The organism is Qipengyuania xiapuensis (assembly GCF_019711395.1).
Taxonomy (GTDB): Bacteria; Pseudomonadota; Alphaproteobacteria; order Sphingomonadales; family Sphingomonadaceae; genus Qipengyuania; species Qipengyuania xiapuensis.
The window spans coordinates 40,536-59,109 of the sequence record NZ_JAIGNL010000002.1 but is presented as its reverse complement, the minus strand read 5'-3'; the positions used below and the strand labels follow the sequence as shown (position 1 = coordinate 59,109).

Here is an 18,574-nt window from a genome sequence, read left to right as displayed (position 1 = left end):
GCGGACCCCGCGAGGCAGAGGCGGCCCTATAGGTGTGGATTGCGACTGGTGCAAGCGGGCTTTTGCGTTATTTTGGGCCTAGGGCCGCAATAAGATGAAGAGCGACAACTCGGCCATGCCGGACACCCATTTCGAAACCCAATATCTCGACCTGATGCGCCGCATCTGGCTCGAGGGCGACGAGCGGCGCGACCGTACGGGTATCGGCACGCGTTCGGTCTTCGGCGCAATGCTGCGTTTCGACCTTTCCGACGGCGCAATGCCGCTCATCACCACCAAGCGCGTCTACTGGAAGACCGCCACGCGCGAGCTGCTCTGGTTCCTTACCGGCGACACCAATATCCGCCCGCTCGTGCTACAGGGCGTGAAGATCTGGAACGAGTGGCCGCACGCCAAATATGTCGAGCAGACGGGCGACGAGATCTCGCTCGAGGATTTCGTCCAGCGCATCGCAGATGACGAGGACTTTGCCGCCATGTGGGGCGATCTCGGACCTGTGTACGGCAAGCAATGGGTCGACTGGCCGACCTACCAGCCGGTGAAGGGCGGGCTGTTCCGCAAGGGCCGCGGTATCAACCAGGTCGCAGAAGTCGTCGAATCGCTGCAGGAAAATCCGGGCAGCCGTCGCCACATCATCGAGGGCTGGAACGTCGCCGACGTGCCACGCATGGCGCTGCCGCCGTGCCACAAGACCTACCAGTTCCACGTATCGGAAGGCCGCGACGGCAAGCCGCGTCTCAATGGCCTTCTCTACCAGCGCAGCTGCGACGTCGCGCTCGGCCTGCCGTTCAACCTCTGGTCGGCGGCGCTGCTCCAGCGCATGCTCGCCCACCAGGCGCGACTCGAACCGGGCGAGTTCGTGTGGATGGGCGGCGACACGCACCTTTATCTCAACCACGAACACCTCGTGAAGGAGCAGCTATCGCGGGAACCGCAGGGTCATCCGCGGCTTGAGATTGTGCGGCGCCCGCCGACTATCTTCGACTACCGGATTGAGGATTTCGCGGTTCACGACTACACGCCGCTCGGAGCCATCAAGGCCCCCGTCGCGGTGTGACGGAAATCGTATGCATAGGCGTACTTGACCGTTTCCCCCGCGCGAAATAAAATAACGCGCAAGCGTAAGATTACGTCTGGGAGACGATTCTATGGCCGACAGGCCTCAAGGTACTGCGAAAGCTGGCGATAACCGCCCCAAGCTCTCGCTCCACGTGCCAGAACCCAAGTTCCGACCCGGTGATGCGGTCGACTTCTCGCATATCGAGGTTCCGGAGGCCGGCCAGCAGCCGCGCCCCGACGAGACCACCAAGCCGGAAGACATGCTCGATTTCGCGCATGGCCTGATCCGCGTTCTGGGCGAGGACAACAAGGCCCACGGCCCGTGGGACCCGAAGCTCGACCCGGAAACGCTGCGCACAATGCTCGGCCACATGGCCATGACGCGCGCCTTCGACGAGCGCATGTTCCGCGGCCAGCGCCAGGGCAAGACCAGCTTCTACATGAAGTGCACCGGCGAAGAGGCGACCAGTGTCTCGGCCTCGATGGCGCTCGCGGCGGACGACATGGTGTTTCCGAGCTATCGCCAGCAGGGCATCCTGATCCAGCGCGGCTACCCGATGATCGAGATGATCAACCAGATCTACTCGAACAAGGGCGACAAGCTGAAGGGCCGCCAGCTGCCGATCATGTATTCCTCGAAGGAGCACAGCTTCTTCACCATCTCGGGCAACCTCGCCACGCAGACCCCGCAGGCGGTCGGCTGGGCGATGGCATCGGCAATCAAGGGCGACAGCCGGATTGCCGCGACCTGGGTCGGCGAGGGCAGCACCGCGGAAGGCGACTTCCACTCGGCCTGCCTGTTCGCGACCGTCTACAACGCTCCGGTCATCCTCAACGTGGTCAACAACCAGTGGGCGATCTCGAGCTTCAGCGGTTTCGCTGGCGCAGAGCGCGCGACTTTCGCGGCGCGCGGTCTCGGCTACGGTATCGCTTCGCTGCGCGTCGACGGTAACGACCCGCTCGCCTGCTATGCAGCAGAACAGTGGGCCGCCAACCGCGCCCGCGCCAATGCCGGCCCGACGCTGATCGAGTTCTTCAGCTACCGCGCCGAAGGACACTCCACCTCGGACGATCCCAGCGGATATCGCAGCGCGCAGGAGCGCGACGAGTGGCCGCTCGGCGATCCGGTGATGCGCCTCAAGAACCACCTCATCGAGATCGGTGAGTGGGACGAGGAGCGCCAGCAGAAGATGGACCTCGAGGCCGCCGAATTCGTCAAGAAGACGACCAAGGAAGCCGAAGAGAACGGCATCCTCGGCCATGGCCTGCACCATCCGTTCCGCACCATGTTCGAAGACGTGTTCGAAGAGCTGCCCTGGCATCTCAGGGAGCAGAGCGAACAGGCGATCCGCGAACGCGAGACCAAGTTCCCCGAAGGGCTCCCGAACGGAGGGAAGGGCGCATGAGCGACACCGCAACCAAGGACGCGCCCGCAGCAGAGCAGGGCACCGAACGCCGCCTAAACATGATCGAGGCGATCAACGACGCGCTCGACGTGTCGATGGGCCGCGACGAGAACATCGTCATCATGGGCGAGGACGTCGGCTATTTCGGCGGCGTGTTCCGCTGCACCGCCGGCCTCCAGCAGAAATACGGCAAGACCCGCGTGTTCGACACGCCGATTTCCGAATGCGGCATCATCGCCGCGGCAGTCGGGATGGGGGCATACGGCCTTCGTCCGGTGCCGGAAATCCAGTTTGCCGACTACATTTACCCCGGCCTTGACCAGCTGATCTCCGAAGCGGCGCGCCTGCGCTATCGTTCGGCGGCCGAATACATCGCGCCGATCACCGTGCGCAGCCCCTTTGGCGGCGGCATCTTCGGTGGCCAGACGCACAGCCAGAGCCCCGAGGCGATCTTCGCCCATGTCTCCGGCCTGAAGACGGTCATTCCTGCGACGCCCTATGACGCGAAGGGCCTTCTGATCAGCGCCATCGAAGACAATGACCCGGTCATCTTCTTCGAGCCCAAGCGCATCTACAACGGCCCGTTCTCGGGCTATTACGACAAGCCGGTCGAACCGTGGAAGCGCTTCGATGCGAGCGTGGTGCCCGAGGGGCATTACAAGATCCCGCTCGGCAAGGCGCGCTACGCGACCGAAGGCGAGGAGCTGACCATCCTTGCCTATGGCACCATGGTCCACGTGGTGGAGGCGGTCTGCCGTGAGAAGGGCGTCGAGGCCGACATCGTCGACCTGCGCACCATCGTTCCGGTCGACATCGAAACGATCGAGGAATCGGTCAAGAAGACCGGCCGCTGCCTGATCGTCCACGAAGCGACCCGTACTGCCGGTTTCGGCGCCGAACTCAGCGCGCTGGTGACCGAGCGCTGCTTCTACCACCTCGAAGCCCCGGTCGAACGCGTGACCGGCTTCGACACACCCTATCCCCACAGCCTCGAATGGGCCTATTTCCCCGGCCCAATCCGTATCGGCGAGGCCCTCGACAAGATCCTGAGCGAGTAATCGACATGGCGAAATTTGTATTCAACATGCCCGACATCGGCGAAGGCATTGCCGAGGCGGAAATCGTCCAGTGGCACAAGAAGGTCGGCGACACGGTCAAGGAAGACGAGGAATTCGTCGACATGATGACCGACAAGGCCACCGTGCCGATGGAAAGCCCGGTCGACGGTAAGATCCTCGAGATCGCCGGCGAAGAAGGCGACATGGTCTCGATCGGCTCGATGCTGGTCGTGATCGAGGTCGAGGGTGAAGTGCCCGAAGACGTTGCCGAGGAAGCTCCCGCGCCCGCACCCGCGCCGAAGGCTGCGGAAGTCGAAGAGCGTATCGAGGTCGAAACCTCTGACGCCAGCGATGCCGACGATGCGCTGGCCGCCGATCCTAAGCCCGAACCGCTGCCCGCGCCGACCCCGGCGCCCGAGCCGAAGCAACAGGCAAAGGTCCTCGCGACCCCCGCAGTGCGCAAGCGCGCCAAGGAACTGGGTGTCGACCTCAGCCAGGTGAAGCCGTCCGAGGAAGGCCGCATCCGTCACGGCGACCTCGACCAGTTCCTCTCCTACAACTCGGGCTATGGCCACGCTGCCAAGACCCGCGAGGACGAGGAGAAGAAGGTCATCGGCATGCGCCGTCGCATTGCCGAGAACATGGCCGCCTCGAAGCGCAACATCCCGCACTTCTCCTATGTCGAGGAATGCGACGTCACCGACCTCGAGGTCCTGCGCGCACAGCTCAACGCCAGCCGCGGCGACAAGCCCAAGCTTACGATCCTGCCGCTGCTGATCACCGCGATCTGCAAGACGCTGCCCGACTATCCCATGATCAACGCGCGCTACGACGATGAAGCGGGCGTGGTGACGCGCCACGGCGCGGTCAACATGGGCATGGCGGCGCAGACCGATGCCGGCCTGATGGTCCCGGTCATCAAGAACGCTCAGGCCAAGAACCTGTGGCAGCTCGCCAACGAGATCTCGCGCCTGGCCGATGCTGCACGCAACGGCACGGCGAAGAAGGAAGAGATGGAAGGCGGCACGCTGACCGTCACCTCCCTCGGCCCGCTTGGCGGCGTGGCTACCACGCCGGTCATCAACCGCCCCGAAGTCGCGATCATCGGCCCGAACCGCATTATCGAGCGCCCGATGTACGTCACCGGCAGCGATGGTGTGGAGCGGATCGAGAAGCGCAAGCTGATGAACATCTCGATCAGCTGCGATCACCGCGTGGTCGACGGCTGGGATGCGGCGAGTTTCATCCAGGCGTTGAAGAAGCTGCTGGAAACGCCAGCGCTTATCCTGGTGGATTGATCAGCAAAGAGCCCCGTCGGACGATCCGGCGGGGCTTTTTTCTTGCGGCGAGATCAGCGGCCTGCGCCCGCGGTCTGGTTGACCGAATCCTGGATATCGATGGCGGATTGCGCGGCGAACGCGCCCCCGCCAAGCATGGCCAGTGAAAACGCCAGAAAAGCCGTCTGCAACATACGAACCTCCCGTCCCCCACGTAGAAATTCGAGGGTGAGGATGCGCGCACAGGGTTACTTTTCGGTAAAAATCACCCTCTTCGCGGGGCTTGCAAAAAAGTGCGAAAAAAGCGGCTCAATTTGCGTTGACAGGAATCGGAGCCTCCACTAGATGCGCGGCTCCCAAGGGGGCGCTACAGCGCAATGCGCGGGTGTAGCTCAGTTGGTTAGAGTATCGGCCTGTCACGCCGAGGGTCGCGGGTTCGAGTCCCGTCACTCGCGCCACCTTGGGATTATTCTTCGAAAAGCCGCCTTTCGGGCGGCTTTTTTCATGCCTGCTGGCCGTCGCTTTCAGCGAGCTTGCGCAGGTTCTCCTCGTGCCCCGCCTTGTCGATCCGGTAACGCGACACGCAGAACAGCGCAGTCAGCCACATGGCGAGCAGTGAGGGTGCATAGAAGGCACCGAGGTTCCATAGTGTCTCGGTGGACACGCTTTCTGGGGCGGCCCCTTGCGGGAAGGCGATAGCGGACAGGATGATGCCTGCCGCTGCGACCCCGAGACCCTGCGTCACCTTTCGCGTGAAGGTCATGGCGGCATAGTAGACGCCTTCGCTTCGCCGCCCGGTGCGCAGCTGGTTCGATTCCACGAGATCGGCAATCATCGAATAGGCGACCGCCTGCACCGCGATGATCAGCGCAAGGTCGACCACGTTGATGCCGAGCACCAGGGGGAAAAGCAGAGGGTCTCCGTTCTCGGGCATCAGCCCGGCCAGCCGCAGGAGCACCGGCGCGGGCTGGATGGTGAAGGCCAGCAGGCCGAGTACGATCGTCGCGCGCTTCTTGCCGAGGCGCTTGGTGGCCCAGGGCGCGATCAGGAAACCCATCAGAGCCGAGAAGAAGACGGTGCATGTCCAGATGAAGATCTGGAATTCGCTGAAACCCCAGAAGTAGTTGAGCATCAGGAACGCGAGGGCAGCCGACAGGCCTGTCGCCACCGAAAACAGGACCGTGGCGAAGAACAGCGCGAGGAAGCTCTTCTCGCTCAATGTCTCGAACATCTCGCGGAAGATGCGCTTGATCGTGAAACGCTCACCCGTCTCGACTGGCCGGTGCAGATAGGGAATGCGGTGGTGCGTTCCCATTGCGGAGACGAGGATCGCCGCGAGGATCAGCAGCGATGCGACAATGCCGTAGGTCGCATAGGCATCGCGGTCCATCATGCCGAGCGGACCGGTCAGCAGCACGCCGAACATGACGATGCTCATCATGTTGCCGCCCGACCAGCCGAAGAAAAGGCGATAGGCCTGGATGCTCGTGCGCTCTTCGTAATCCTTCGACAGCTCGGGGATCAGCGCCGAGCTGGGTGTTTCGTAGAAGGTAATGAAGGTGCGGATCAGCACCGCCAGCCCCGTGAGGTACAGGAAGAGACCGAATTGCGAGAGTTCGGGCGGGTTCCACAGCAGGAAATAGCTGAGCGCGACGGGCAGGGCGGCTGCATACATGAAGGGGTGGCGGCGCCCCCACTTGCTGCGGAAATTGTCTGACCAGTAGCCGACCAGCGGATCGGAGACGGCGTCGAAGACCAGCGCGATCATGATGGCGAGGCCGACGAGACCCGGTTCGAGCCCGATCACCGTCCCGTAGAACAGCAACAGGAAGTAATCGAACCCGTTGTTCTTGATCCCGAAAGCGGCTGCACCGAAACCGTGCGCAAGCTTGAGACCGACCGACGGTTTGTCGGCCACTGCGGCTGTGGTCGCCATATCCTCTCCCTTGGGGAAGGGAGGCTAGTGCAGGGTTTGCGGCTTGGCAATCAGCGCCAGTTGCCGGTTTCCATCCATTTCAGGAAGCGGCCCAGCGGCAGGAGCCAGACAAGGCCGAGGAACACGTAGACCACCGTCTGCGCGAGGGTCGGCCAGTCGCCGATCAATCCGGGCAGGTAGCGCGCGATGACGATGCCATAGACCAGCAGGCCGACAAGCAGGCCGAGAAGGCCTACGGGAATGCGCCAGGTCGGTTCTTCTCTCATCAAAACGGTCCGTAGAGGCGGGTAGGGGTGACCACCGCCGAGAGGCTGCGATCATGCGGTTCGACAGGCAGATCTTCGGCCAGCTGGCAATCCCAGGCAAGCCCGATCGCGGTTACGTTGTCGCGCCCTTCCAGCCAGCGGTCGTAATGCCCTCCGCCCTGTCCGAGCCGGTCGCCACTATCGGTAAAGCCCACCAGCGGGACGAACAGCACATTGGGCTCGTGAACAGGCGCTTCGGCGGACGGCTGTAGAAGCCCGAAAGGGCCTACCTCGAGGTCCTCTTCGTCGAAGGGGTCGGAATGTGCGGCGAATTCCATCGGCGAATTGCGCGTTGCGAAGCGCGGGAGAGCGATCTCGTGCCCGCGTTCGAGGAAGAATTTCGCATAGGATGCTGCCGGTGCCTCGAAGGGATCGGCACGATAGAGGCCGATGGTTGCGCCTTCCGGCACGAGGTCGAGGAGGGGCGCCGGAGGACGGTGGAAGACCAGTCCGCGCATGCTGTCGGGCAATTCCGCGACATGGTCGCGACGCATGCTCCGGAGAATTTTACGGAGTTGGTCCTTGGTCACGCCTTGCCTGCTCCCGCAGCAATTGCCGATGCCCGGCCACCGCGCTCAAGCAGCAATGCGGTGGCGCGAAAAGTAAGTAGCGGGACCACCATGGGTCGGTGCCATTGAAATCCTCTGACGCCAAGTAACGTCAGGTGGGCGCCGTATACCCGAGCCTCCAGGACAAACCCGCAAGCCCAGGCAGGGACAGCTCCCATGGATTGCTTATAGCCTCAGGGATATTCGTGCGGCTCGTGCCGGGCAGCCCCGCCGAGCGCCTATCTAGGATGCCTCGGCGCCGCTCTCAAGGGCCGATGCAGCACCTTCCAGTGCATTTGCCACGCGCTCGAGCCGTGCGGCCATGGCATCGGTGTCCAGACCGGGGTCGGGCGGATGCGAGGCGGCAGTGGCTTTTACGTCATTGAGCTCGTCGGCGAGCAGGATGGCGGCGAACAAGAGGTTCTTCGCCTCGTTGCCGGTGACATTGGCCCCCATGCCGGTGAGCTTGTCATCGACCATGCGCGCAAGGCCGCGCACCTTTTCTTCCTGCCCGTCGGCAGTCGAGACCGTGTAGACGCGCCCACCGACCTGGAGTTTGACGTCGCTCACTGCTCGAGCCTCCCGATCAGCTTGTCGAGTTCGCCGAGATTGGCCGCCACGCGAGATTTGAGCGCTTCGTGACGGGCCGCGAGTTCACCATCGGCACCTGCGCCGCCGCGCGGCAAAGTGGCCTGCGTCTCGATGCGGGAGAGGGCCTTTTCGATCCTCTCCAATGCGCCGTGGATACGTGTTTCGCTCATGACAGCTGAGCAAATATCAAGATTGGCGCGTGCGGGCAAAGGCTTGGGCGCGCCTGTTGATAAATCGCGCCAAGGATAGCGAGGCGCGGATCGCCGCCGCGCTCGGCTTGACCTTGCCTAGCCCATCCGCGAAGGGTCTCCCCGCGTCGAATCGCCACATATTTCGGAGAAGAATCCCCATGAGTCTCGACACCGCTCGCATGGTCCAGATGGCCAATGCCATCAGGGCGCTTTCGATGGATGCGGTGCAGGAGGCGAATTCGGGGCATCCCGGCATGCCGATGGGCATGGCAGATGTAGCGACCGTCCTGTGGAGCGAATACCTCAAGCACGATCCGTCAGCGCCCGACTGGGCCGACCGCGACCGCTTCGTGCTGTCGGCAGGCCACGGCTCGATGCTGATCTATTCGCTGCTGCACCTGTCGGGATACGCGCGCCCGACGATGGATGACATCCGCAACTTCCGCCAGCTCGGTAGCCCGTGCGCCGGACACCCGGAGAACTTCCTCCTCGAAGGCGTGGAATCGACCACCGGCCCGCTGGGTCAGGGTCTCGCCATGGCGGTCGGCATGGCCATCGCCGAGCGCAAGCTGAACGCGGACTTCGGCGACGATATCGTCGACCACAAGACCTGGGTCATTGCCGGCGACGGCTGCCTGATGGAAGGTATCAACCACGAGGCGATCGGCCTTGCAGGTCACCTGAAGCTCGGCCGCATGAACGTGCTGTGGGACGATAACCAGATCACCATCGACGGCGGCACCGACCTGTCGACCAGCGAAGACATCAAGGCGCGCTACGCGGCGACCGGCTGGCATGTCGTCAGCTGCGACGGCCATGACTTCGACGATATCCGCCGCGCGCTCGATGAAGCGCAGGCAGACGAGCGCCCGTCGCTGGTCGCCTGCCGCACAGTCATCGGCAAGGGGGCGCCCAACAAGCAGGGCACCAGCGCCACCCACGGCGCGCCGCTGGGTGACGAGGAAATCTCGGCCGCGCGCGACGTGCTCGGCTGGGACTACAAGCCCTTCGAAATTCCCGAACAGGTCCTGTCGGACTGGCGCGGCACCGCTGACGCCGGCGCGAAGGCGCATGGCGAATGGAATGACCGCCTTTCGGGCCATGCCCAGCGCGCCGACTTCGAGCGCCGGATGTCGGGCGACCTGCCCGAGAAGTTCAGCCTCGACAATTACATCCAGTCGCTGATGAAGGAGCCGGTCAAGGTCGCTACCCGCAAGGCCAGCGAAATGGCGCTGGAGCAGATCAACGCCATGCTGCCCGACACGATGGGCGGCAGTGCCGACCTCACCGGTTCGAACAACACCAAGGCAGGCGGCATCGGGCCGTTCACGGCGGACGATTATTCGGGCCGCTACATCTACTACGGCATCCGCGAATTCGGCATGGCTGCGGCGATGAATGGCATGGCGCTGCACGGGGGCGTCATCCCCTACGGCGGCACCTTCCTCGTGTTTACTGACTATTGCCGCGCAGCAATCCGCCTTTCGGCCCTCCAGCAGGTCCGTGCGATCTATGTCATGACGCATGACAGCATCGGTCTTGGCGAAGACGGCCCGACCCACCAGCCGGTCGAGCATGTGCAGAGCCTGCGCATGATCCCGAACCTCCTCGTCATGCGTCCCGCAGACGCGGTCGAGACCGCCGAGTGCTGGGAAATCGCATTGCGCGAAAAGGACCGTCCGACCGTCCTCGCGCTGACCCGCCAGGGCCTGCCGCAGGTGCGCAACCATCCCGAAGAGACCGACATGTGCTCTAAGGGCGCTTATCGCCTCAAGAAGGCCGGCAATGCGCGCAAGGTCACGCTGATCGCTTCGGGTAGCGAAGTGCACCTCGCTCTCGCCTGTGCCGAGGAGCTGGAAAAGCAGGGCGTGGGCGCCGCTGTCGTCTCGATGGTCTGCACCCAGCTGTTCGACGCGCAGGACGACGCCTACCGCGCCGACATGATCCCCGCCGATACGCTGCGTGTCAGCATCGAGGCGGGCACCACCTTCGGCTGGGAACGCTACACCGGAGAGGGCGGCCTCAACATCGGGATCGACAGCTTCGGCGCATCGGCGCCGGCAGGCGATCTCTTCAAGAAATTCGGTTTCACGGCGGACTCTATCGTTCCGCAAATCATGAACAAATTGCCCAAGTAATTCAGGACTTAAGCAGGAGCTTCTCGCATGGCTACCAAGGTTGCAATCAACGGTTTCGGACGCATCGGACGCCTCGTGGCGCGTGCGATCCTGGAGCGTGACGACCACGATCTCGACCTCGTCTCGATCAACGATCTCGCGGACACCAAGTCGAACGCGCTGCTGTTCCAGTACGACAGCACGCATGGCCGTTTCCCCGGCACCGTCGAAGTCGGCGACAACGCGATCATCGTGAACGGCAAGTCGATCGCGGTGACCAGCGAGCGTGACCCGGGCAACCTGCCACATGCCGACCAGGGCATCGACATCGTTCTCGAATGCACCGGCTTCTTCCAGAGCCATGAAGCTGCCGAACCGCACCTCAAGGCTGGCGCAAAGCGCGTGCTGATCTCGGCTCCGGCCAAGAACGTCTCGGCCACCATCGTCTATGGCGTGAACCACGAGACGCTGACTGCAGACGACGTGATCGTCTCGAACGCCAGCTGCACCACCAACTGCCTCTCGCCGATGGCGAAGGTGCTGCACGACACGGTGGGCATCGAGCGTGGCTTCATGACCACGATTCACAGCTACACCAACGACCAGCGCATGCTCGACCAGATGCATGGCGACATGCGCCGTGCCCGCGGCGGCGCGCAGAACATGATCCCGACCACCACCGGCGCAGCCCGTGCGGTCGGCCTCGTCCTGCCCGAACTCGCCGGCAAGCTCGACGGCAGCTCGGTCCGCGTGCCGACCCCGAACGTCAGCCTCGTCGACCTCGTTTTCACCCCCGGCCGCGACACCAGCGCCGAGGAACTGAACGCTGCACTCAAGGCAGCGGCAGAAGGCAAGATGAAGGGCGTGCTCGACTACACCGACCAGCCGCTCGTCAGCAGTGACTTCAACCACTATCCGGCCAGCTCGACCATCGACAGCCTCGAAACCAGCGTGATGGAAGGCAAGCTCTGCCGCGTCGTCAGCTGGTACGACAACGAGTGGGGCTTCTCGAACCGCATGATCGACACCGCCGGCGTGATGGCGAAGTTCCTCTAAAGGACGACACGATGAGCAGTTTCAGGACCCTGGACGACCTTGGCGATGTGACCGGCAAGGTCGCGCTGGTGCGCGTCGATCTGAACCTTCCGATGAAGGACGGTTCGGCCACCGACGTCACCCGTGTCGAGGCGGTGAAACCCACCGTGCTCGAACTTGCGGACAAGGGCGCCAAGGTCCTGCTGCTCGCCCATTTCGGCCGCCCCAAGGGCAAGCGCTATTCGACCATGTCGACCAGCTTCGTGCAGGGCGATGTCGAGGAAGTGCTCGGCAAGGAGATCATGTTCATTCCCGAGGTCATGGGCCCCGTGGTCGAACAGTCGATCGGCATCCTGAGGAATGGTGATATCGGCCTGCTCGACAACGTCCGCTTCTGGCCGGGCGAAGAGGCGAACGATCCCGAATTCGCGAAGGGAATGGCCGCGCACGGCGATTTCTACGTTAACGACGCGTTCTCCGCCGCGCACCGCGCGCATGCTTCGACCGAGGGGCTGGCGCACCACCTGCCCGCCTATGCGGGACGCGCGATGGAGGCGGAACTCAAGGCGCTCGACGCGGCACTCGGCAATCCCGAACAGCCCGTCGCGGCTGTCGTTGGCGGAGCGAAGGTCTCGACCAAGCTCGACGTGCTCGAAAACCTCGTCGGCAAGGTCCAGCACCTCATCATCGGCGGCGGCATGGCCAACACCTTCCTCGCCGCGCGCGGGGTCGATGTCGGCAAGTCGCTGTGCGAACACGACCTCACCGACACCGCCAACCGTATCATGGACCAGGCCGACCACGCCGGTTGCACCGTCCACCTTCCGTATGACGTCGTGGTGGCGAAGGAATTCGCCGCGAACCCGCCGAGCATGCGCATTTGCAACGTTCACGAGGTCGCCTCGGACGAGATGATCCTCGATGTCGGCCCGCAGGCGGTCGAGGCGCTGGGCGACGTGCTCAAGACCTGCCGCACGCTGGTGTGGAACGGCCCGATGGGCGCTTTTGAGACCGAACCTTTCGACACGGCAACTGTCGCGCTCGCGAAGACGGCGGCCGCGCTTACCGAAGGCGGCTCGCTCACCTCGGTTGCAGGCGGCGGCGACACCGTTGCCGCGCTCGCCCATGCAGGCGTGAAGGACGATTTCACCTTCGTTTCGACCGCAGGCGGCGCTTTCCTCGAATGGATGGAAGGCAAGGCGCTTCCCGGCGTGGCGGCGCTGACGGCCTGAGCCGATGGCCACCACGCGCCACCTCTTCTCCACCCCCTTCGTCGCCGACATGCTGCAGAGCGCAGAGGGGCTGAGCCTCCTGCGCGAGGCGATCGAGGCAGAGAAGGCGCGCGATGCGGCGGGGGTCGATATCTCCAACATCGGCGGCTGGCATTCGAACACGCAGATGCTCGAATGGGGCGGTGAGCCCGCGCGGGCGCTTGCCCACAAGGCGATGACGCTAGCCGACGAGCAGACCATCGACAACAAGAGCCCGCGGGACAGCCGCTTCACCTGGCACCCCGAGATGTGGGCCAATGTCAGCGGCAAGGGTGCTGCCAACCAGTACCATTTCCATCCCGGAAGCTTCTGGTCGGCGGTTGCCTATATCGACGATGGCTACGAGGGCGATCCGGACCCCGACCTTGGCGGCGAACTGCAATTGCAGGACCCGCGCATGCCGATGATCCGCATGGGCGCGCCCGATCTCCGGCTCAAGCTGCCCGACGGCCAGCCGATGCACAGCGAGGTCTCGCTGCGACCGAAGACAGGCATGATCGTGATGTTCCCGAGCTGGCTGCAGCACGCGGTGCGGCCGTTCCACGGCAGCGGCACGCGCATCTCGATCGCTATCAACCTCGTCGCCGTGCTGAAATCACCGGCCTGATCGCTCCCGTATTGCCGACATCGCTTCGGGATTAGTTACATTGGCGGTGTTGCGGCTGCGAAGGGGCTTTTGTATGGGCCGCGCATACGAATGCACCCCATAAGGATTTTCAGATGACCTTCGAAGAAATGCGCGATCGCATCGCCAACGGACAGGGCTTTATTGCCGCACTCGACCAGTCGGGTGGCTCCACCCCCAAGGCGCTGCGTGGTTACGGCGTGGAAGACAATGAGTGGAATGGCGACGACGAGATGTTCGGCATGATCCACGAAATGCGTCAGCGCATCATCGAAGCACCCTGTTTCGGTAACGGCAAGGTCATCGGCGCGATCCTGTTCGAGAAGACCATGGAAGGCGAAAGCGGCGGCAAGAGCGTGCCGGCACGCCTCGCCGAACGCGGCATCGTGCCGTTCCTCAAGGTCGACAAGGGTCTCGAGGAAGAGCGTGACGGCGTCCAGCTGATGAAGCCCAATCCGGGCCTCGAAGCCATGTGCGCCCGCGCCAAGGAACTCGGCGTCTTCGGCACCAAGATGCGCAGCGTCATCAAGTCGGCCAATCCCAAGGGCATCCGCGAGAACGTCCGCCAGCAGTTTGCAGACGGCGTGCGTATCCTCACCAGCGGTCTCGTCCCGATTCTCGAGCCCGAGTACGACATCACCGCCGCCGACCGTGCGGAAGGCGAGAAGATCCTGCTCGACGAGCTCATCGCGGGCCTCGACACTCTGCACGACGACCAGCAGGTCATCTTCAAGCTTTCGATCCCCAAGGAAGCGGGTCTCTACTCCGATCTCATCAAGCACCCCAAGGTGCTGCGCGTGGTTGCGCTGTCGGGCGGCTATTCGACCGACGAGGCATGCAGCGAGCTCGCCAAGAACCCGGGCATGATCGCCAGCTTCAGCCGCGGCCTGCTGCAGGACCTGCGCAAGCAGCAGGACGATGGCGAATTCGACGGCACGCTCTCGGGCGCGATCGACCAGATCCACGCCGCCAGCGTCACCTGATCCCTTACTGCGAGCGGTCTAGCGCCGCTCGTAGACGAAGCGATAATCTCCGGAAGCGATCGCCCCTTCGCTGCGCTTATCGGGCGTGGCGGAGGCGAGCACGAACGTGCGCCCCATGACTTCATAGGGTTCGCCCAGTGTCAGCTGGGCGGTCTGCGCCCAGTGCGTTGCGGTTATGCGTGTCGTCACTGTCAGCTCGCCCGCCCAGACGCAGGTCGCGTCGACAGGGCATCGGCTGTCTTCCGTCACGGCCTGCGGGGTCAGGATGACATCGCCTGCCCAGACCGCCTTGCCCAGGCCGATCGCCGTCCCCTGCGAGGCTGCTTCCTGCCCGACTCGCGGCGTGTCGGGGATAATCGCGCAGGCACTGAGCGAGAGGAGGGCGAGCGGGGCGAGGAGCGTTTTCATGTTCCCGCTAAACGCTTGTCGCGCTTTCGTATCGCTGAACGGGTGACGAAGACGCGACGAGGCGATAAGGCGCGAATATGGCCGAAGAAATTCCCACCCAGCTCTACCTGATTTCACCGCTCGATGTGTCGGGTGATTTTCCCGAGAGGCTCGAACGCGCGCTCGAGGCGGGCAAGGGCGTGGTGACCGCTTTCCAGTTCCGCGTGAAGGGCCTCGACCAGCACGATGCTGCCGCGCTTGCAGAGCCGCTGCAGGAAATCTGCGCGCGCCACGAGGTGGCTTTCATCGTCAACGATTCCATCGCGCTCGCAAAGCGCCTCGGCGCCGATGGCGTGCACCTCGGGCAGGGCGATGGCGATGTACGCGAAGCACGCGAGGAACTTGGCCGCGAAGCGCAGATCGGTGTCACCTGCCATGCCTCGCGCCACCTTGCCTTGGAAGCCGGTGAGGCGGGCGCCGACTATGTCGCCTTTGGAGCGTTCTTCCCGAGCAGCACCAAGGAGACCGAGCACCAGGCCGAAACCGACCTGCTCGAATGGTGGCACGAGATGGTCGAGATCCCCTCGGTCGCCATCGGCGGGATCACGCCGGAAAATTGCCGGCCGCTGATCGAGGCTGGCGCCGACTTCCTTGCGGTGTCGGGCGCGGTTTGGGGCGGTGACGAAGTTGCCGCCATCGAAGCTTTCGCGGAGCAAATCGCAGCCGCGTGAGTTGTCTCACCTGAACGGGCCGGGTCGCGTCCCGCCGAATTCAGGAGAGGTCCCTCAATGCGTAACCTGCTGATCGTCGCCGTTTCTTCCCTCGCGCTGGCCGCTTGCGGCCTCAATGGTGCGGAAGAGGAGGGCGAACCCACGACCGCCCAGGCCGAACCCGCCGAAGACTACGGCTACGAGACCTACGACGAGGACAATCTCGCCGACAGCATGGCCTCGAACGACGATGCTACCGGCATGGGCGATAGCGTCGCCAACGAGGACCAGGACATCCCCGATAGCGAGGAGCGGCCGATCATGCAGGCGCAGGTCGTGCTCGACCGCGTGGGCTTCGGCCCGGGCGTGATCGACGGCAAGATGGGCATGAGCACCGAGAATGCGATCCTGGGCTTCCAGGAAGCCAACGACCTGGAGACCACCGGCAAGCTCGACGAAGCGACCAAGACCGCGCTGTCCGATTGGGATTCGATCCCCGCCACGCGCGTCGTCACCATCCCTGCCAGCTGGGGCGAAACGGAATATACCGACATTCCCGAAGACCCCGAGGGCAAGGCCGCACTGGAGCGCCTCGGCTACAAGTCGCTCGACGAGCGACTGGCGGAGCGTTTCCATACGACTGTCGAGGTGCTCAAGCAGCTCAATCCCGGCGGCCAGCCTGCCGGTGTGGGCGAGGGCGAAGGGCCCAACCCGCAGCCGACCCCAACCCCGGATATCGAGCGGCCCGATGGCGAAAAGCCGGGCTTCTTCCAGGCCGGGCAGCAGATCCGCGTGCCCAATATTGGCGGTGACCGCATCGAAAAGGGCAAGATCGAGGACCGCGACTGGCAGCGTACACTTGCGAGCCTCGGTGTGGGCAGCGAACAAACCGAGGTCGATCGGATTGTCGTCAGCAAGGCAGGCAAGACGCTGAAGGCCTACCAGGGCGACAAGCTGGTCGCGCTGTTCACGGTCAGCTCGGGTTCGAGCGAGTTCCCGCTGCCGCTGGGCGAATGGGACATCGTGGGCGAAGCCTACAATCCGCCCTATCGCTACGATCCCGAGGTTCTCGGCAATGACGATGCCAAGGACAATGTCCAGATGCTGCCGCCGGGACCGAACTCGCCGGTGGGCGTGATCTGGATCGACCTGTCGAAGGAGCATTACGGTATTCACGGCACGCCCGATCCCGAAACGATCGGCCGCGCGCAGTCGAGCGGCTGCGTGCGCCTGACCAATTGGGATGCGGCGCGGCTTGCGGGTATGGTCTCGCAATCGACGCGCGTGATATTCGAGGCCTGAGAGGGCAGGGAGGGATCATGAAGTTCATCGACCGACTGCTGACCATCATCATCACGGCCACGATCACCAGTGCCATCTGGATCGTGGCCGGAGGCTCACTGATCGAGAATGCCACCAGCGCGGGCCAGCGTGACGCAACGCGCCCTGCCGAGGCTGCGCCCAGTCCCTTGCCGAGCGAGACGGCCAGCGGGGTTGCCGATGCGGCCACCGACGCGCCGGTTGCAGGTGCGCTCGATACGCGGAGCGCATCGGCGCCGAGCGAGAGCGACACGCGCCAGCTCCTCATCCCCGTGCGCAACATCCGCGCGTCCGACCTCACCGACACATTCAGCGATTCGCGTGCCGGCGGCCAGCGCCTGCATGAAGCGATCGACATCATGGCGCCCAAGGGCACGGCTGTCGTCTCGGCTGCGCCTGGCACGGTCGAGAAGCTGTTCCGCTCGGATGCGGGCGGGCTGACGATCTACGTGCGCTCGCAAGACCGCGAGACGATCCACTATTACGCCCATCTCGATAAATATGCCGAGGGCCTCAAGGAGGGCCAGCGCGTGCGCCGCGGCCAGCGGCTGGGCGCGGTCGGATCCTCGGGCAATGCCTCAGACGAGGCGCCGCACCTGCATTTTGCGATCCTGCAAACGACCGAGGATGCGGAGTGGTGGGAGCCCGCGAACGCGGTCAATCCCTATCCGCTGCTGACGCAGCGCTAGTCGGCGACGGGGCCTGCGCGATGGCAGCGCAGGCGACCGAGCTTGTCGTCCTTGCCGAGTTCCTGAAGCAGTCCGGAAGACACGCGCATCATCTTGTGGCCCTTCAGGGGTCCGCGGGTGAAGGTCACACGGCGCCCCTCGAGAAGGTAGGTGCCCGAGCCCTTGTCGGTCTTGTAGCTGGAAGCGCCGGTAATCGAGAAGCCGTGGCCCTCGACCTCGTTCCATGCCGATCCAGTCGCAACACCCGGCAGAGCGCAGACATATTCGCCCTGCGGTAAAACGCCGAGGCTGCCCTGCGACAAAGCAGGGCTGGCCGCCAGTGCGGCGATCGCGATTGCTATGGGAGCTGCGTATCTCATGTCTTTCCCTCTTGCCTTGGACATAGGGTAGGGAGGGCAAAATTTCCATAACCTTGCCGTTCTCACCGCATGGCTGTAAGGCGCGCCCCACACGGCTGGGCACTCTCGCGCCAGCGCTCTTTCACATCGAGGCATTTCCCATGAAGATCAGCGGCGTGGACATTCGTCCGGGCAACATCATCGAATACGAAGGCGGCATCTGGAAGGTCGCCAAGATCCAGCATACGCAGCCCGGCAAGGGCGGTGCCTACATGCAGGTCGAGATGAAGAACCTGCAGGACGGCCGCAAGACCAACGTCCGCTTCCGCAGCGCCGACACGGTCGAAAAGGTGCGCCTCGATACGCAGGACTACCAGTTCCTTTACGAAGACGGCGACATGCTCGTCTTCATGGACCAGAACACCTACGAGCAGATCAACCTGCCCGCCGACCTGCTCGGCGATGCACGCCCGTTCCTGCAGGACGGCATGCAGGTGAAGCTCGAACTGTGGGAAGAAAAGCCGATTTCGGTCGAGCTCCCGCAGCAGGTCGAAGCCGAGATCGTCGAAGCCGACGCCGTGGTGAAGGGCCAGACCGCTTCGTCCAGCTACAAGCCCGCCGTGCTCGACAACGGCGTTCGCATCATGGTCCCGCCGCACATCGAAAGCGGCACGCGGATCGTGGTCGACGTCTACGAGCAGACCTACGTCGGCAAAGCCAGCTAACCG

The 18,574-nt window shown here is 63.8% G+C and carries 20 protein-coding genes, 1 tRNA gene and 1 other RNA gene; 14 read left to right on the top strand and 8 right to left on the bottom strand.

The annotated features are described in order from the left end of the window. Positions 1-94: 94 nt before the first annotated feature. From thyA to K3163_RS09545, 5 genes are all read left to right on the top strand, one after another. A complete protein-coding gene (gene thyA / locus K3163_RS09565; protein ID WP_244920431.1) occupies positions 95-1,057 on the top strand; it encodes a thymidylate synthase in 963 nt (320 codons plus the stop codon). Positions 1,058-1,148: 91 nt separating this feature from the next. Then, positions 1,149-2,465, top strand: coding sequence for a 3-methyl-2-oxobutanoate dehydrogenase (2-methylpropanoyl-transferring) subunit alpha (locus K3163_RS09560; protein WP_221554057.1), 1,317 nt, complete (start codon positions 1,149-1,151; stop codon positions 2,463-2,465). Further along, on the top strand, positions 2,462-3,523 hold the full coding sequence (locus tag K3163_RS09555; protein ID WP_221554056.1) for an alpha-ketoacid dehydrogenase subunit beta: 1,062 nt from the start codon (positions 2,462-2,464) through the stop codon (positions 3,521-3,523). Before K3163_RS09560 ends, K3163_RS09555 begins: the two co-directional genes overlap by 4 nt. A 5-nt stretch (positions 3,524-3,528) precedes the next feature. Beyond that, on the top strand, positions 3,529-4,821 hold the full coding sequence (locus K3163_RS09550) for a dihydrolipoamide acetyltransferase family protein (protein ID WP_221554055.1): 1,293 nt from the start codon (positions 3,529-3,531) through the stop codon (positions 4,819-4,821). A gap of 360 nt (positions 4,822-5,181) precedes the next feature. After that, a tRNA-Asp gene (locus K3163_RS09545) sits at positions 5,182-5,258 on the top strand. A gap of 44 nt (positions 5,259-5,302) precedes the next feature. Here K3163_RS09545 and K3163_RS09540 read toward each other — a convergent pair. The 6 genes from K3163_RS09540 to K3163_RS09515 all read right to left on the bottom strand — a co-directional run bounded on the left by K3163_RS09540 (position 5,303) and on the right by K3163_RS09515 (position 8,350). Beyond that, the gene (locus K3163_RS09540) at positions 5,303-6,736 is read right to left on the bottom strand and encodes an MFS transporter (protein ID WP_221554054.1); all 1,434 of its coding nucleotides are present in this window, start codon (positions 6,734-6,736) and stop codon (positions 5,303-5,305) included. Positions 6,737-6,786: 50 nt separating this feature from the next. Then, complete coding sequence (locus K3163_RS09535; RefSeq protein WP_221428128.1) at positions 6,787-7,002, bottom strand: DUF2842 domain-containing protein; 216 nt, start codon at positions 7,000-7,002, stop codon at positions 6,787-6,789. Further along, positions 7,002-7,571: a 5-formyltetrahydrofolate cyclo-ligase gene (locus tag K3163_RS09530; protein WP_221428129.1), complete on the bottom strand. Its 570-nt coding sequence runs from the start codon at positions 7,569-7,571 to the stop codon at positions 7,002-7,004. The genes K3163_RS09535 and K3163_RS09530 overlap by 1 nt, the downstream gene beginning before the upstream one ends. Before the next feature lie 78 nt (positions 7,572-7,649). Further along, positions 7,650-7,821: non-coding RNA, 6S RNA (gene ssrS, locus K3163_RS09525), on the bottom strand. An 11-nt stretch (positions 7,822-7,832) separates the two neighbouring features. Then, the gene (locus K3163_RS09520; RefSeq protein WP_221428130.1) at positions 7,833-8,159 is read right to left on the bottom strand and encodes a cell division protein ZapA; all 327 of its coding nucleotides are present in this window, start codon (positions 8,157-8,159) and stop codon (positions 7,833-7,835) included. Continuing rightward, positions 8,156-8,350 (bottom strand): hypothetical protein, encoded by a 195-nt coding sequence (locus K3163_RS09515; RefSeq protein WP_221554053.1) that lies wholly within the window; start codon positions 8,348-8,350, stop codon positions 8,156-8,158. Before K3163_RS09515 ends, K3163_RS09520 begins: the two co-directional genes overlap by 4 nt. A 179-nt stretch (positions 8,351-8,529) precedes the next feature. Here K3163_RS09515 and tkt point away from each other — a divergent pair, with 179 nt between their 5' ends. The 5 genes from tkt (at position 8,530) to K3163_RS09490 (ending at position 14,402) form a co-directional block, all read left to right on the top strand. Further along, positions 8,530-10,509: a transketolase gene (tkt, locus tag K3163_RS09510; RefSeq protein WP_221554052.1), complete on the top strand. Its 1,980-nt coding sequence runs from the start codon at positions 8,530-8,532 to the stop codon at positions 10,507-10,509. Positions 10,510-10,536: 27 nt separating this feature from the next. After that, positions 10,537-11,544 carry a type I glyceraldehyde-3-phosphate dehydrogenase gene (gene gap / locus K3163_RS09505; RefSeq protein ID WP_221428133.1) on the top strand — a complete coding sequence of 336 codons (1,008 nt, stop codon included), beginning with the start codon at positions 10,537-10,539 and terminating at the stop codon, positions 11,542-11,544. An 11-nt stretch (positions 11,545-11,555) separates the two neighbouring features. Further along, positions 11,556-12,755 (top strand): phosphoglycerate kinase, encoded by a 1,200-nt coding sequence (locus K3163_RS09500; RefSeq protein ID WP_221554051.1) that lies wholly within the window; start codon positions 11,556-11,558, stop codon positions 12,753-12,755. 4 nt (positions 12,756-12,759) lie between these two features. After that, positions 12,760-13,401, top strand: coding sequence for a 2OG-Fe(II) oxygenase family protein (locus K3163_RS09495; protein ID WP_221554050.1), 642 nt, complete (start codon positions 12,760-12,762; stop codon positions 13,399-13,401). Between the two features lie 113 nt (positions 13,402-13,514). Continuing rightward, entirely contained in the window at positions 13,515-14,402 is an 888-nt protein-coding gene (locus tag K3163_RS09490) for a fructose bisphosphate aldolase (protein WP_221554049.1), read from the top strand. A gap of 18 nt (positions 14,403-14,420) precedes the next feature. Here K3163_RS09490 and K3163_RS09485 read toward each other — a convergent pair whose 3' ends face one another. Then, positions 14,421-14,810, bottom strand: coding sequence for a hypothetical protein (locus tag K3163_RS09485; protein WP_221554048.1), 390 nt, complete (start codon positions 14,808-14,810; stop codon positions 14,421-14,423). Between the two features lie 77 nt (positions 14,811-14,887). On the opposite strand from K3163_RS09485, the gene thiE reads away from it, so the two are divergent. The 3 genes from thiE to K3163_RS09470 are packed head-to-tail and all read left to right on the top strand — an operon-like array spanning position 14,888 to position 17,508. Continuing rightward, complete coding sequence (gene thiE / locus K3163_RS09480) at positions 14,888-15,520, top strand: thiamine phosphate synthase (RefSeq protein WP_221554047.1); 633 nt, start codon at positions 14,888-14,890, stop codon at positions 15,518-15,520. Positions 15,521-15,577: 57 nt separating this feature from the next. Then, positions 15,578-16,801, top strand: a complete 1,224-nt coding sequence (locus K3163_RS09475) for a L,D-transpeptidase family protein (RefSeq protein ID WP_221554046.1) — start codon at positions 15,578-15,580, stop codon at positions 16,799-16,801. A 17-nt stretch (positions 16,802-16,818) separates the two neighbouring features. Beyond that, positions 16,819-17,508 (top strand): M23 family metallopeptidase, encoded by a 690-nt coding sequence (locus K3163_RS09470; RefSeq protein ID WP_221554045.1) that lies wholly within the window; start codon positions 16,819-16,821, stop codon positions 17,506-17,508. Here the strand turns inward: K3163_RS09470 and K3163_RS09465 are convergent. Beyond that, entirely contained in the window at positions 17,505-17,867 is a 363-nt protein-coding gene (locus K3163_RS09465; protein WP_221428142.1) for an elongation factor P, read from the bottom strand. The genes K3163_RS09470 and K3163_RS09465 overlap by 4 nt on opposite strands. A gap of 140 nt (positions 17,868-18,007) precedes the next feature. On the opposite strand from K3163_RS09465, the gene efp reads away from it, so the two are divergent. Further along, positions 18,008-18,571 (top strand): elongation factor P, encoded by a 564-nt coding sequence (gene efp, locus K3163_RS09460; RefSeq protein ID WP_221428143.1) that lies wholly within the window; start codon positions 18,008-18,010, stop codon positions 18,569-18,571. Positions 18,572-18,574: the final 3 nt, after the last annotated feature.